Raw genomic sequence first — 14,238 nt, 5'->3', positions numbered from 1 at the left:
GCTCGGGAGCGCCGCCCGACGCGCGGGACTCGACCCCGCGCAGCACGGCTCCACCGGCGCGGCCGTCTGGTCGGCGATGGGCGGGGTGCGCGGCATCCTCGAATCGGTGCTGCCCTCGCTCGCGTTCGTCGTGTTGTTCACGCTCACGATCGACCCTGAGACGCGCCAGGGAAACCTCTGGTTGAGCCTGGGCGTCTCCGTGGGTCTCGCGGTCGTGTTCACCCTTGCGCGACTGATCGCCAAGTCGCCGCCGAGCGCGGCGATCGGCGGCCTGCTCGCGACGGCGGGGGCCGCGGTACTCTCCCTCGTGACGGGTCGCGGGCAGGACAACTTCGTCTTCGGCTTCTTCACCAACGGCGCCTACGGCACCGCATTCCTGGTGTCGGCGCTGGTCGGGTGGCCGCTCATCGGTCTGGCCGCCGGCTACCTGCTGGGGGAGGGCACGCGCTGGCGCAACGATCCCCGCAAACGCCGGGCGTACACCTGGCTCTCGCTCGCGTGGGCGGCGCTATTCGCGGCGCGCCTGATCGTGCAGCTGCCGCTGTACTTCGCGGGCGACGTGACCGCGCTCGGCACCCTCAAGATCGTGATGGGGCTGCCGTTGTTCGCCCCGATGCTCGCGGTGACGTGGCTCGTGGTGCGTTCTCTCTCACCTCGGCGAGAGTCCTGATATTATCTTGACATCAAGATAAATCCGTCGCTCCCCGCGGTTAGGTCGACCTTCCTGGAATCGGCCTCGCAGCGCGGGGAAGATGGGAAGGAGCGGGCCCACGCCTGCGCATTCGCCGACGAAGGAGACGATCGTGTCCACGGTTGACAGCTTCGGTGCAAAGAGCACCCTGACAGTCGGCAGCACCGACTACGAGATCTTCCGGATCGACACGGTCGCCGGTCACGAGAAGCTCCCCTTCAGCCTCAAGGTCCTGCTCGAGAACCTGCTGCGCACCGAAGACGGTGCCAACGTCACCAAAGAGCAGATCGAGGCGCTCGGTTCGTGGGTGCCCACGGCCGACCCCGACACCGAGATCCAGTTCACGCCCGCGCGCGTGGTGATGCAGGACTTCACCGGCGTCCCCTGCATCGTCGACCTCGCCACCATGCGCGAGGCCGTGACGGCCCTCGGCGGCGACCCCAACAAGATCAACCCGCTCTCGCCCGCCGAGATGGTCATCGACCACTCGGTGATCGCCGACCTCTTCGGTAGTGAGAACGCCCTCGAGCGCAACGTCGAGATCGAATACGAGCGCAACGGCGAGCGATACCAGTTCCTGCGCTGGGGCCAGACCGCCTTCGACGACTTCAAGGTCGTCCCCCCGGGCACCGGCATCGTGCACCAGGTCAACATCGAGCACCTGGCCAAGGTCATCTACGACCGCACGGTCGACGGCGTCCTTCGCGCCTACCCCGACACCTGCGTCGGCACCGACTCGCACACCACGATGGTCAACGGTCTGGGCGTGCTCGGCTGGGGCGTCGGCGGCATCGAGGCCGAGGCCGCCATGCTCGGCCAGCCCGTGTCGATGCTCATCCCGCGCGTCGTCGGTTTCAAGCTCTCGGGTGAGATCCCCGCGGGCGTCACGGCGACCGACGTCGTGCTCACCATTACCGACATGCTGCGCAAGCACGGCGTCGTCGGCAAGTTCGTCGAGTTCTACGGCGAGGGCGTCGCCTCGGTGCCGCTGGCCAACCGCGCCACGATCGGCAACATGAGCCCCGAGTTCGGCTCGACGGCCGCGATGTTCCCCATCGACGACGTCACGCTCGAGTACCTGCGCCTCACCGGTCGCGACGAGCAGACCGTCGACCTGGTCGAGGCGTACGCCAAAGAGCAGAAGCTGTGGCACGACCCGTCGCGCGAGCTGTCGTTCAGCGAGTTCATCGAGCTCGACCTCTCGACCGTCGTCCCCTCGATCGCGGGCCCGAAGCGCCCGCAGGACCGCATCCTGCTGTCCGAGGCGAAGTCGCAGTTCGAGAAGGACATCCTGAACTACGCCGACGCTTCAGTCTCGGACTCGATCGTCGACCTCGAGGTCGACGGCACCTTCCCCGCCTCCGACCCCGGTTCGGTCCCCGGCGAAGAAGAGGAAGACGTCACCGACAGCGAGGTGCTCATCTCGTCGGGGCACCCGGTCAACGCCTCCAACCCGGTGCGCGTGACGACGCCCGACGGCCAGTCGTACCTGCTCGACAACGGCGCCGTCACCCTGGCCGCGATCACGTCGTGCACCAACACCTCGAACCCCTCGGTCATGATCGCGGCGGGCCTGCTCGCCAAGAACGCCGTCGACAAGGGCCTGAAGCGCAAGCCCTGGGTCAAGACGACGCTCGGACCCGGCTCGAAGGTCGTCACCGACTACTACGAGAAGTCGGGCCTCGACAAGTCGCTCGAGGGCCTCGGCTTCTACACCGTCGGCTACGGCTGCACGATCTGCATCGGCAACTCGGGTCCGCTCATCGAAGAGGTCTCCGCGGCCGTCAACGAGAACGACCTGGCCGTCACCGCGGTGCTCTCGGGCAACCGCAACTTCGAGGGTCGCATCAGCCCCGACGTCAAGATGAACTACCTGGCATCCCCGCCGCTGGTGGTCGCGTACGCCCTGGCCGGTTCGATGAACTTCGACTTCGAGACCGACGCGCTCGGCACCGACCAGAACGGCGAAGACGTCTTCCTGAAAGACATCTGGCCCGCACCCGACCAGGTGCAGACCATCATCGACGCGTCGATCTCGCGTGAGCAGTTCATCCAGCAGTACGCCACCGTCTTCGAGGGCGACGAGCGCTGGAAGAACCTGCCCACCCCGACCGGCCCGATCTTCGAGTGGGATGCCGACTCCACGTACGTGCGCAAGGCCCCCTACTTCGACGGCATGACCATGCAGCCCGACCCGGTGCGCGACATCACCGGTGCGCGCGTCATGGCGACGTTGGGCGATTCGGTGACCACCGACCACATCAGCCCGGCCGGCAACATCAAGGCGGGGACCCCCGCCGCGCAGTACCTGACCGACCACGGGGTCGCGCAGAAGGACTTTAACTCCTACGGCTCGCGCCGTGGCAACCACGAGGTCATGATCCGCGGCACCTTCGCCAACATCCGCCTGAAGAACGAGATGGTCGCGGCTGTCAACGACGGACAGATCGTCGAGGGCAGCTGGACTCGTGACTTCACCCAGCAGGGTGGCCCGAAGTCGTACATCTACGACGCGTGCCAGAACTACCAGGACCAGGACACCCCGCTGGTCATCTTCGGTGGCAAAGAGTACGGCTCCGGCTCGTCGCGTGACTGGGCGGCCAAGGGCACCAAGCTCCTCGGTGTGAAGGCCGTCATCACCGAGAGCTTCGAGCGCATCCACCGCTCGAACCTCATCGGTATGGGCGTCGTCCCGCTGCAGTTCCCCGCCGGCGAGAGCTGGAAGTCGCTCGGACTCGACGGCACCGAGATCATCTCGATCGAAGGTCTCGAGCAGCTGAACGAGGGCGTCACGCCCAAGACGGTGAAGGTGACGGCCGAGCCCAGTGAGTTCTCGCCCGAGGGCAAGCAGACCGTGACGTTCGACGCCGTGGTCCGCATCGACACCCCCGGTGAGGCCGACTACTACCGCAACGGCGGCATCCTGCAGTACGTGCTGCGCTCGCTCGTCTGATCCACCCCGCATCGATGTGCCCCGGGAGCCTCTGCTCCCGGGGCACATCTCGTTCGTCGTGGGCCGCCGATCCTCCGGCCCTCCGAGCTGCTCGGATGGACAGCAGACGGGCTCCGCGCGGTGGGATCGCAGCGCCGCGCGCAAGCCGTTGCCGAGCCCTGCGCACCCTCCGAGACTAGAATTCATCGGGACGCGCACCACTGCGCGCACCGCACGAGAGGAGTCGGATGGCTCTCCTGCCCGGCATCAACGGACCCCGCGACCTCGACGCGCTCACCCCTGACGAGCTGCGACAGCTGGCCGCCGAGGTCCGCTCGTTCCTCGTCGAGAACGTCGCCCGCACCGGCGGACACCTCGGTCCCAACCTCGGTGTCGTCGAATTGACGATCGCCTTGCACAAGGTCTTCGACTCGCCCTCCGACCCCATCATCTTCGACACCGGCCACCAGTCGTACGTGCACAAGATGCTCACCGGCCGGCAGGACTTCTCGGCCCTGCGCTCGCGTGGGGGCCTGGCCGGCTACCCGCAGCGCTCCGAGAGCGAGCACGACGTCGTGGAGTCCTCGCACGCCTCCAGCTCGCTCAGCTGGGCCGACGGGGTCTCGCGTGCCTTCAGCCGCACCGGTCGTCGTGATCGCCACGTGGTCGCCGTCGTCGGCGACGGTGCCCTCACGGGCGGCATGACGTGGGAGGCGCTGAACAACATCAGCGACGACAACGACCGCAACCTCGTCATCGTCGTCAACGACAACGGCCGCTCCTACGCCCCCACGATCGGCGGCATGGCGCGTTATCTCAACCGGGTGCGCACGAACGACGCCTATCGCACCCTGCACCGCGGTTCCGACACACTGTTCCGCCGCCTCGGTCCCGCCGCCCGCGCGGTCTATCGCGGTGTGCGCGGCGGCACCCACGGCTTCCTCTCGCGTTTCACCAACAACGAAGCGCTGTACAGCAACCTCGACATCAAGTACCTCGGCCCCATCGACGGCCACGACTTCGAGTCGCTCATCGAGACCCTGGAGCTGGCGAAGTCGTACGGAGCCCCGGTCATCGTGCACGCGATCACCGACAAGGGCAGCGGCTACGCCCCCGCCATGAGCGACGTGGCCGACCAGTTCCACGCCGTCGGCAAGATCGACCCGATCACCGGAGAGGCGCTCGGCGCCGGCAGCGGTCTGCAGTGGACCGACGTCTTCGCGGAAGAATTGGTGGAGGTCGGGTCCGAACGAGACGACGTCATCGCCATGACCGCGGCGATGCTGCGCCCCACCGGGTTGCAGCAGTTCGCCGAGCGCTTCCCCGAGCGGGTCTACGACGTCGGCATCGCCGAACAGCACGCGGTCGCCTCGGCGGCCGGGCTCGCGTTCGGTGGTCTGCACCCCGTGGTCGCCATCTACGCCACCTTCATGAACCGGGCTTTCGACCAGGTCATGATGGATGTGGCCCTGCACAAAGCGGGCGTGACCTTCGTGCTCGACCGCGCCGGTGTCACCGGTCCCGACGGCCCGAGCCACCACGGCATCTGGGACCTCGCCATGTTGCAACTCGTACCCGGTATCCGGATCGCCGCCCCGCGCGACGCCACGCGCCTGCGCGAGGAGTTCCGTGAGGCCACCGCTGTCGAGGACGCGCCCACCGTGGTGCGCTACCCCAAGGGCAAGGTCAACGACGACGTCGAGGCCATCGAGCGCCTGCATGACGGCGTCGACGTTCTCGCCCGCGGTGCGAGCGAAGACGTGCTCCTGGTCGGCATCGGCCCGATGGTGCACCTCGCCCTCGAAGTCGCTGAGCGACTCGAGGCACAGGGCATCGGAGCGACCGTCATCGACCCGCGCTGGGCCATCCCCGTGCAGCCGTCGATCGTCGACCTCGCGCGCGATCACCGTCTCGTCATCACGATCGAAGACGGCATCCGAGTCGGTGGCGTCGGTACCCGCGTGCGGCAGGTGCTGCGCGAGGCGGGGGTGGACACGGCCGTCGACGAGCTCGGCATCCCCGATGAATTCATCGACCACGCCACGCGCGAGCAGATCTTCGAAGACGCCGGCCTCACGGCGTCCAAGATCGCGCATGATGTCGTCGCCCAGGTGCTCGGTACCCGCATCCCCATGGCGCGTCAGACGCCGACCGGTTCGATCCCCACGATCGAGCAGTGGGAGAAGTCGCGCCCGTGACGTCGGCTCCGCCGTGAGATGAGGCCGGGACGCGCGTGCGTCCCCGCCTCATCTCGTTCCGCCCTCACGCTCGGCCCGCGCGCCGCCGTGCCGTATGCCCCGCCGTAAGACAGCGACCGCACCACGACAAGCGACCGCCCCAGAACAGGCGATCACGCGGAAACAGGCCCCCACCCGCCCGTTCGGGCCTGTTCTCACCGAAACACCTGTCCTCGCACGCCGCCCGCCCGCGGACCCGCGCACCACTCCGGTCCCCCAGAACAGGCGATCACGCGGAAACAGGCCCTCACCGGCCGATCCGGGCCTGTTCTCACCGAAACACCTGTCCTCGAGCGCTGCCCCACTCCCGGGCCCGCCCGCACCGACGAGAGCGGCGCCGCCCCCTCGGGGACGGCGCCGCTGTCGTACACGAGGTTCAGGCCCCGATGCCGCGGATGGGCGGATGGTGGAACGTGTCGCCGAAGGCGCGCTCCGACGCCCCCTCGCGGTCGAGGTAGGGTGAGGCACCGCCGTCGATGAAGGGCCAGCCGGCGCCGAGGATGAGGCACAGGTCGATGTCCTGCACCTCGGGGACCACGCCCTCGTCGAGCATGATCTTGATCTCCTGGGCGAGGCCGTCCTGCACGCGGGCGAGGATCGTCTCGGGCGCGACCGTCGTCTTGCCGGTGACGAGCACCTTCTGCGCGGCCTTGGTCCAACCGGTCACGCGACCCCCCTTGTCCTTCTCGACGACCTCGGGGAGGGCTGCGAGCTCGTGGAAGTTCTCCGACGAGAAGAAGCGGTCAGGGAACGCGGATGCCATCGTGTCCTGCACGTGAGCCGCGACCTTCCAGCCCACGAGGTCGATGAGCTGGAACGGGCCCATTGGCAGCCCGAGGGGCGCGAAAGCCTTCTCCACGACCGCGATCGGGGTGCCTTCGTACACGGCCCTCGCGGCCTCGCCCATGACCTTGGCCAGCAAACGGTTCACGACGAAGCCGGGCGCATCGGCGGTGAGCACGGCATTCTTGCCCAGGCCCTTCGCGACGACGAAGGCGGTGGACAGCGCGGCGTCGCTGGTGGCATCCGTCTCCACCACCTCGATGAGCGGCATGACCGCGACGGGGTTGAAGAAATGGAAGCCGACGAGACGCTCGGGGTTCTGCAGCACCGAGCCGATCTCAGCCACCGAGAGGGACGAGGTGTTCGTTGCGAGGATCGCATCGTCGGCGACGATCTTCTCGATCGCCGAGAATACCTCCTGCTTGACCCCGACCTCTTCGAACACCGCCTCGATGACGAAGTCGCAGTCGGCGAACTCCGAGCGGTCGGTCGTGCCGTGCACGAGGGCACGAAGCTGGTTGGCGGTGTCGCCGTCGAGGCGGCCCTTCGCTTCGAGCGTGCCGATCTCTTCGCGAATGGATGCCACACCCTTGTCGACGCGCCCCTGGTCGAGGTCGGTGATGATCACGGGCACCCGGAGCTTGCGCGCGAACAGCAGCGCGAACTGCGAGGCCATGAGTCCCGCGCCGATGACGCCGACCTTCGTGACCTTCTTCGCGAGCGCCTTGTCGGGGGCTCCGACCGGACGCTTCGCGCGCTTCTGCACGAGGTCGAAGGCGTACATGGATGCCGCGAACTGGTCGCCCGTGATGAGGTCGGCGAGAGCTTCGTCTTCGCGGGCGAAACCCTCGGCCTTCGTGCCGCTCTTCGCCTTGTCGAGCAGATCGAGCGCGACGTAGGGGGAGCGGGGAACGGTGCCGATCTTGGACTCGAGCATGCCCCGGGCCATCTTGATCGCGATGGGCCACTTGGTGAGGCGTTCGAGCTTGCCCGGCTCGTTCTTGCGCTCGACCTTCACCCGGCCGGTGAGCACGCCGTCGGCCCACCGCAGCGAGTCCTCGAGGTACGAGGCCGCCGGGAAGACGGCATCCATGATCCCGAGGTCGAACGCCTGCTGGGGCTTGAGCATGCGGTTCTGTTTGAGCGGGTTCGAGATCACGACCTCGAGGGCGTTCTCGATGCCGATGAGGTTCGGCAGCAGGTAGGCGCCGCCCCAACCGGGGATGATGCCGAGGAACACCTCGGGCAGGGCCACCGCGGCGGCCGAAGCGTCGACCGTGCGGTAGGTGGAGTTCAGCGCGATCTCGAGGCCGCCGCCGAGCGCGAGGCCGTTCACGAACGCGAACGAGGGCACACCCAGCTCGGACAGTGAGCCGATCACCTGGTGACCGCGCTGGGCGATCAAGCGGGCGACGTCTTTCGACGGCAGCTTCACGACGTCGGAGAGATCGGCACCGGCGGCGAGGATGTACTGCTTGCCCGTGATGGCGACGGCGTGGATCTCACCCGCCACGGCACGGCTTTTCAGCGTCTCGAGCGTGCGCCCGAGTTCGGCCAGCGTCGCCGGTCCGAGCGTGTTGGGTCGGGTGTGGTCGCGACCGTTATCGAGGGTGATGAGTGCCAGCACGTTCCCGGAGGGCAGCCGCACGTCGCGGACGGGGGAGTGTGTCACCACCTCGTCGCCGGTCAGGGCGTCGAGGGGGGAGAAGTCGATCGTGGAGTAATCGGTCACTTGCGCTTCTTCTTTCCGTCGAAGAACGGGTTCTCCCAGATGACCGAGCCACCCTGGCCGAGGCCCACGCACATGGCGGTGAGGCCGTAGCGCACGTCGGGACGTTCGGCGAACTGCGCGGCCAACTGGATCATGAGGCGGACTCCGGATGCCGCGAGCGGGTGGCCCAGGGCGATGGCGCCGCCCCAGGGGTTCACGCGCGGGTCGTCGTCGGCGATGCCGAAGTGATCGAGCAGCGAGATCACCTGGATGGCGAACGCCTCGTTGAGCTCGAAGAGCCCGATGTCGTCGATCGTGAGTCCGGCCTTCTTGAGTGCCTTCTCGGTCGAGGGGATCGGCCCGATGCCCATGATCTCGGGCTCCACACCGGCGAAGGCGAACGACACCATGCGCATCTTGGGCGCGAGGCCGAACTCCTTCACGGCGTCGCCGCCGGCGAGCAGGCTGATGGTCGCGCCGTCGGTGAGGGGCGAGGAGGTACCGGCCGTGACGCGGCCGTGCGGGCGGAACGGGGTCTTCAGCGTCGCGAGGCCCTCGAGCGTGGTTTCGGGGCGACGCCCCTCATCCTCGGTCGCGAGGCCCCAGGCGCCCTCGGCGTCCTTGACGGCGACCGAAACCAGGTCGGGCTGGATCTTCCCGGCTTCGTAGGCGGCCTGCACCTTGTGCTGGCTTGCGACACCGAAGCGGTCGGCGCGCTCCTTCGTCAGGTGCGGAAAACGGTCGTGGATGCGCTCTGCGGTGACGCCCATATTGAGAGCACCCGGATCGACCAGCTTTTCGGCCACGAAGCGCGGGTTGGGGTCGACATTGCCACCGATGGGGTGACGCCCCATGTGCTCGACCCCACCCGCGAGAGCGAGGTCGTACATCCCGACGCCGATCGAGGCGCCCATCGTCGTGACGCTCGTCATGGCGCCCGCGCACATGCGCTCGATCGCGAAGCCCGGCACCGTCATCGGGAGCCCCGCCAGGATCGCCGCCGTGCGGCCCAGCGTCAGGCCCTGGTCACCGGTCTGCGACGTCGCGGCGATCGCCACATCGTCGATGCGCTCCGTGGGCAGGTCGCCGTTCCGCTCCATCAACCCGATGATCGCCTTGACCACCAGGTCGTCGGCCCGGGTGTTCCAGTACATGCCCTTCTCGCCGGCGCGCCCGAAGGGGGTTCGCATTCCGTCAACGAAGAAGACGTCCGTCATCTCGGCCACTCTGCCTCCAGTGTTTGGGATGATCCCAGCCTAGGAAGACGGTTTCGCGACCGAGAATCGGTTGTCCGAACCTACGAATCCGTGGCGGGCTCGTCGTCTTCCGTGTTGAGGGAAGCTACAAAGCTATCTGCGATCACCTGTGCAGTCTGCTCAATCTGCCAGGGTCGCGCACCCAGGTCGGCGAGCGCGGCGCCGACCGAGTCGGCTGTCACCTCGCCGGGCGGCGCCCACGCCACGCGGCGCAGCGTCTCGGGCGTCAGAAGGTTCTCGGTCGGCATCCGCAGCTCTTCCGCGCGCGCCTCGACGGCCGGACGTGCGGCCTTCAGTCGTCGGTCGGCCTCGGGATTGCGGTCGATCCACGCACGCGGAGGCGGCAGCGTGTCGCTCGGGACGCGATCGGCGGGCAGATCCGTCGCCTCGCGGCCCGCCACGATGGCGTTCCACCACCGGTCGAGCTGCGTGCGGCTGGCCCGCCCGTTGAACTCCTTCACACTCGCGAGCGCCTGCTTGGTCGCAGGGTCGGCGAGGACGGCAGCCACGAGGGCACGATCGGGGACGAGGCGACCGGGCGCGACATCCTGCTCGCGCGCGAAGTCCTCGCGGGCCTGCCAGAGCGATCGGGCGATGGCGAGGGAGCGGCGTCCGCGCACCGTGTGCAGACCGCTCAGCCGACGCCACGGGTCTTCGCGCACCGGCTTGGGCTGGCGATCGAGCACGGCCTGGAACTCCTGCCGGGCGAACTCCGTCTTCTGCTGCTCGTCGAGTTCGGCCACGAGCACGTCGCGCACGTCGATGAGGTGCTCCACGTCGAGGGCGGCGTACTCGAGCCAGGATGCCGGCAGCGGGCGCGTCGACCAGTCTGCGGCCGAGTGAGCCTTGGCCAGGGTGATGCCCAACGTCTGCTCGACAACGGCGCCGAGTCCCACGCGCTCGTGGCCGAGCACACGGGAGCCCAGCTCGGTGTCGAAGATGGACGGGGGCTCAAGGCCGCGCTCGCGCAGGGAGGGAAGATCCTGGCTCGCCGCGTGGAACACCCACTCGACGGCACCGATCGCCCCCTGCAACGGCGCGAAGTCCTCGATGGTCGACGGGTCGAACAGGAACACGCCCGCCCCGCGGCGGAACACCTGGATCAGGTAGGCCCGCTGGGAGTAGCGGAACCCGGACGCCCGTTCGACGTCGACCGCGACGGGACCGTGCCCTCCGGCCAGTGCCTCGCACGCGGAGCTGAGCCCCGCGGCATCCTCGATGACGATGTACTCAACCACGCGTGGGCCTCCGGGCTCCGAACACTGCGACACCCTCCGACCCCGGGGGGAGGCCGGCGAGCATGCACACGAGCTCCGCCCACGCTTCGAGGTGCGGGCGGAAGGGACCGCGCGGCGACCATGACGCGCGAAGTTCGATCTGCGACCCCTCGCCCTGCGACGAGAGGGCGCCGAAGCCGGTGGAGAGGGTCTTGGTGGCCGTGCCCGACTCCGAGTGCCGGTCGGCCCCGCGCGAATCGAGGGCGTCGATGAGCCACGACCAGGCCACCTCCGCCAGCAGGGGATCGACCCCGATCTCGGGCTCGAGGGGAGCCTGTGCGAAGCACACGATGCGCCACGCCCCGCCCCACGGCTCGGGCTCGTCCGGATCGTGCAACAGGATGAAGCGCCCCGTGCCGAAGGGCGAGTCAGTGGCGTGCTCTTCGGGTCGCACGTCACCGGCCAACGCCAGCGAGAACGGCGCAAGCCCAGCCGGCGAGGGGATCTCGCGGACGACCAGATCTTCGCGGAACGTGGTGGCTCGCACCTCTTCGGCTGCTCGCGCGAAGGGGCTGTCGGCCTCCACCGGGCGCTGGTCACTCACGGCCACAGACTAGAGTGAGGCCTCGATGAACGCTCCCAGGCGCGCCGCAGGTCTCCGCGCAACGCGACGTGGAGCAACCGGCATCCGGATCGCCCTGTCGGCTCTCGGCATGACTCTCGCCGCCTCAGCAGCCGCTCTCGGCGTGGTATCGCTCAACGTCGCCCGCACCGTCGTGCACCCCGCGGGCCGCCTGCCCGACACGCGCATCGTGCGCGTCGACTCCTCCGCGCAGACCATCACCCTCGCGCGCACACCCGACACGGCCCTGCCGGGTCGATACGGCCTCTTCACGGTCGGCTCGGTCGACTACGTGCGCCTCGGCTCCATCGTGGGCGCGGACGAGACCACGGTGACGCGGAAGCTCCTCACGCACGTCGCCGCCGACGGCGACCTCGCACCCGACGCCGCCTTCAGCGGGTGGTACTACGACCGCCCAGAACAGGTGCACCGTCCGTTCCGCACCCTCGACATCGACACCGGTGTCGGGCCCTGCCCCGCCTGGGAGTTCGCCGCCCCGACCGCGACGGACGTCTGGGTGATCCAGGTGCACGGCCGCGGCACGACGAAGGCCGAGGCGCTGCGAGCAGTCCCCGTCTTCCACGACCTGGGCATCACGAGCCTGGTCGTGTCGTACTGCAACGACGGCGAGGCACCGAAGAGTGCGTCCGGCACCTACGCGCTCGGGGCCACCGAGTGGCGCGACCTCGACGCCGCCATCGGCTACGCACGTCGCCAGGGCGCCCAGCACGTCATCGTCATGGGGTGGTCGATGGGCGGCGCGCTCGCCCTGCAGGCGGCGCTCGAGTCGCCCCACGCCGACATCATCGCGGGTCTCGTGCTCGAGTCCCCGGTCGTCGACTGGCGCACGGTGCTCCGCTTCCACGGGCGCCTCATGCGATTGCCCGGGCCCGTGGTCGCCGTCGCTCAGAGCGCCCTCGCATCGAACTGGGGCGCGGCCGTCCTGGGCAGCGGCGAGGCCATCCCGCTCGACCGTCTCGACGCCGTGGCGCGCGCCGGCGAGTTCCGGCATCCGATGCTCGTGCTCCACAGCGACGACGACGGATTCGTGCCGTCCGACGCCTCGCATGCGCTGGCCGCCGCTCGGCCCGACCTCGTCACGATCGAGACCTTCGACGTGGCACGCCACACGAAGCTGTGGAACTACGACGAGACCCGCTGGGTCACCGCCATCTCCGACTGGGTGCGCGCGCAGGGCCTCGCCCGCGAGTGACGCGAGAGCCTCTCGGGTTCGGGGCGCATTCTGCGTCTTGGGGCGTGCCATTCGCGCCCCGAAGCGCCGAACCCGCCCCGGACGCGGGGCCGGACGGCAGCCGTCAGGCGGCGCGCTTCGCGCTGACCTGACGCTTCACGCGCATCAGCATCCCCGTCATCCCGGCGATGCGCAGCGGACTCACGGCGCGGGTGAGCCCGATGCTCTGCGGGAAGTCGTCGGGCACGGCGAGCACCTCGTCGGCGCTGAGACCCGTGAGCCCCTGCGCGAGAATGCTCGCGAACCCGCGCGTGGTCGGCGCCTCGGCCGGCGCGGTGGCGTGCATCGCGACGCTGTCATCGGCGTCGACCGTGACGATGATGTAGACCGGCGACTGGCACTCGACGACCCGCTCGCGCATCTCGGGGTGATCGGCGTACTCCGCCGGCACCTCGGGAAGCTCCTGAGAGAACTCCAGCAGCAACTGCAGCCGGTCGGGCTCGTCGAGCTCGAGGAACTCGTCGCGGATCTCGGCCAGGCGGGCGGGGAGGGCGTTGTCGGACATCTCCGTCATCCTCCCACGCCCGCAGCGTTCCGGCTCGGCGGCCGTATCAGCGCCCGGGCACCTCGCCGGGCTCGTCGCCCGACACGATCGGCACGCGCACCGCGCTGCCCCATTCGGTCCACGAGCCGTCGTAATTGCGCACGTCGTCGAAACCGAGGAGGTGCTTCAGCACGAACCACGTGTGGCTCGAGCGCTCGCCGATGCGGCAGTACGCGACGACCTTGTCGCCGTCAGACAGACCCGCACCGTCGCGGTAGATGGCATCCAGCTCTTCGCGCGTCTTGAAGCCGCCGTCCTCGGCCACGGCCTTGCCCCACGGAACGCTCTGCGCGCTCGGGATGTGCCCGGCGCGCAAGGCGCCCTCTTCGGGGTAGGCGGGCGCCGTCGTGCGCTCGCCCGAGTACTCCTCCGGTGAGCGGACATCGATGAGCGGGTTGCCGAGGTGGCGGAGCACGTCGTCCTTATAGGCGCGGATGACGGAATCGTCGCGCTCGACCACCGGGTACGCGGTGGTCTCGACGACAGTCTTGTCGGTCGTGACGGGACGCCCCTCGGCGATCCACTTGTCACGGCCGCCGTCGAGCAGGCGTACGTCGTCGTGGCCGAACAGCGAGAACACCCACAGCGCGTAGGCGGCCCACCAGTTGTTCTTGTCGCCGTAGATGACGACGGTGTCGTCGCGCGAGATACCCTTGCCGCTCAACAGCTCCGCGAACCCCTCACCGTCGACATAGTCACGCACGACAGGGTCGTTCAGCTCGGTGTGCCAGTCCACCTTCACGGCGCCGGGGATGTGCCCCGTCTCGTACAGCAGCACGTCTTCGTCGGATTCGACGACGACGAGACCCGGCTGGCCGAGGCGTTCCTGCAGCCATTCGCCGGTCACGAGACGGCCGGGCTCGGCGTACTCGGCGAACTTGGGCGAGGTGGTGTCGAACTCGACGGTCACGGGATCTCCTCGGTCGGGGCGATGGATGCGGCGGCATAGGCTGGACACCGCACCTTCGACCCTAGATCCGCCGTGTCGGGGCA

General features: G+C 68.8%; 10 protein-coding genes. 4 read left to right on the top strand and 6 right to left on the bottom strand.

Annotated features, from left to right (window positions below; all coding sequences use genetic code 11):
* The 3 genes from RWP81_RS01810 to dxs form a co-directional block, all read left to right on the top strand.
* Positions 1 to 670, top strand: a 670-nt coding sequence (locus RWP81_RS01810; protein WP_314451668.1) for a DUF3159 domain-containing protein, incomplete at its 5' end; no start/stop codon positions are given.
* 133 nt (positions 671 to 803) lie between these two features.
* The gene (gene acnA, locus RWP81_RS01805) at positions 804 to 3,644 is read left to right on the top strand and encodes an aconitate hydratase AcnA (protein ID WP_314451666.1); all 2,841 of its coding nucleotides are present in this window, start codon (positions 804 to 806) and stop codon (positions 3,642 to 3,644) included.
* A gap of 227 nt (positions 3,645 to 3,871) precedes the next feature.
* A complete protein-coding gene (gene dxs, locus RWP81_RS01800) occupies positions 3,872 to 5,821 on the top strand; it encodes a 1-deoxy-D-xylulose-5-phosphate synthase (RefSeq protein WP_314451664.1) in 1,950 nt (649 codons plus the stop codon).
* 415 nt (positions 5,822 to 6,236) lie between these two features.
* On the opposite strand, the gene RWP81_RS01795 is transcribed toward dxs, so the two are convergent.
* From RWP81_RS01795 to RWP81_RS01780, 4 genes are all read right to left on the bottom strand, one after another.
* On the bottom strand, positions 6,237 to 8,375 hold the full coding sequence (locus RWP81_RS01795) for a 3-hydroxyacyl-CoA dehydrogenase NAD-binding domain-containing protein (RefSeq protein ID WP_314451662.1): 2,139 nt from the start codon (positions 8,373 to 8,375) through the stop codon (positions 6,237 to 6,239).
* On the bottom strand, positions 8,372 to 9,580 hold the full coding sequence (locus RWP81_RS01790) for a thiolase family protein (RefSeq protein ID WP_314451660.1): 1,209 nt from the start codon (positions 9,578 to 9,580) through the stop codon (positions 8,372 to 8,374). Before RWP81_RS01790 ends, RWP81_RS01795 begins: the two co-directional genes overlap by 4 nt.
* 71 nt (positions 9,581 to 9,651) lie before the next feature.
* Positions 9,652 to 10,848: a ribonuclease D gene (locus RWP81_RS01785; protein WP_314451658.1), complete on the bottom strand. Its 1,197-nt coding sequence runs from the start codon at positions 10,846 to 10,848 to the stop codon at positions 9,652 to 9,654.
* Positions 10,841 to 11,431, bottom strand: coding sequence for a DUF3000 domain-containing protein (locus RWP81_RS01780; RefSeq protein WP_314451656.1), 591 nt, complete (start codon positions 11,429 to 11,431; stop codon positions 10,841 to 10,843). Before RWP81_RS01780 ends, RWP81_RS01785 begins: the two co-directional genes overlap by 8 nt.
* Positions 11,432 to 11,540: 109 nt before the next feature.
* Here RWP81_RS01780 and RWP81_RS01775 point away from each other — a divergent pair, with 109 nt between their 5' ends.
* A complete protein-coding gene (locus tag RWP81_RS01775; protein ID WP_314451654.1) occupies positions 11,541 to 12,662 on the top strand; it encodes a serine aminopeptidase domain-containing protein in 1,122 nt (373 codons plus the stop codon).
* A gap of 103 nt (positions 12,663 to 12,765) precedes the next feature.
* On the opposite strand, the gene RWP81_RS01770 is transcribed toward RWP81_RS01775, so the two are convergent.
* Together RWP81_RS01770 and RWP81_RS01765 are read right to left on the bottom strand one after the other, a co-directional pair.
* Positions 12,766 to 13,206, bottom strand: a complete 441-nt coding sequence (locus tag RWP81_RS01770) for a SufE family protein (protein WP_314451652.1) — start codon at positions 13,204 to 13,206, stop codon at positions 12,766 to 12,768.
* Positions 13,207 to 13,252: 46 nt separating this feature from the next.
* A complete protein-coding gene (locus tag RWP81_RS01765; RefSeq protein ID WP_314451651.1) occupies positions 13,253 to 14,155 on the bottom strand; it encodes a sulfurtransferase in 903 nt (300 codons plus the stop codon).
* Positions 14,156 to 14,238 lie beyond the last annotated feature (83 nt).

Source organism: uncultured Microbacterium sp., from assembly GCF_963521695.1.
Taxonomy (GTDB): Bacteria; Actinomycetota; Actinomycetes; order Actinomycetales; family Microbacteriaceae; genus Microbacterium.
Note: the sequence above shows the minus strand (reverse complement) of the source record. Positions and strands in the feature narration are given on the sequence as shown.

Bases quoted from the DNA above. Each gene is read 5' to 3' on its own strand.
- dxs (WP_314451664.1), top strand. From the start codon at position 3,872: ATGGCTCTCCTGCCCGGCATCAACGGACCCCGCGACCTCGACGCGCTC.
- RWP81_RS01775 (WP_314451654.1), top strand. From the start codon at position 11,541: ATGACTCTCGCCGCCTCAGCAGCCGCTCTCGGCGTGGTATCGCTCAAC.
- RWP81_RS01770 (WP_314451652.1), bottom strand. From the start codon at position 13,206: ATGTCCGACAACGCCCTCCCCGCCCGCCTGGCCGAGATCCGCGACGAG.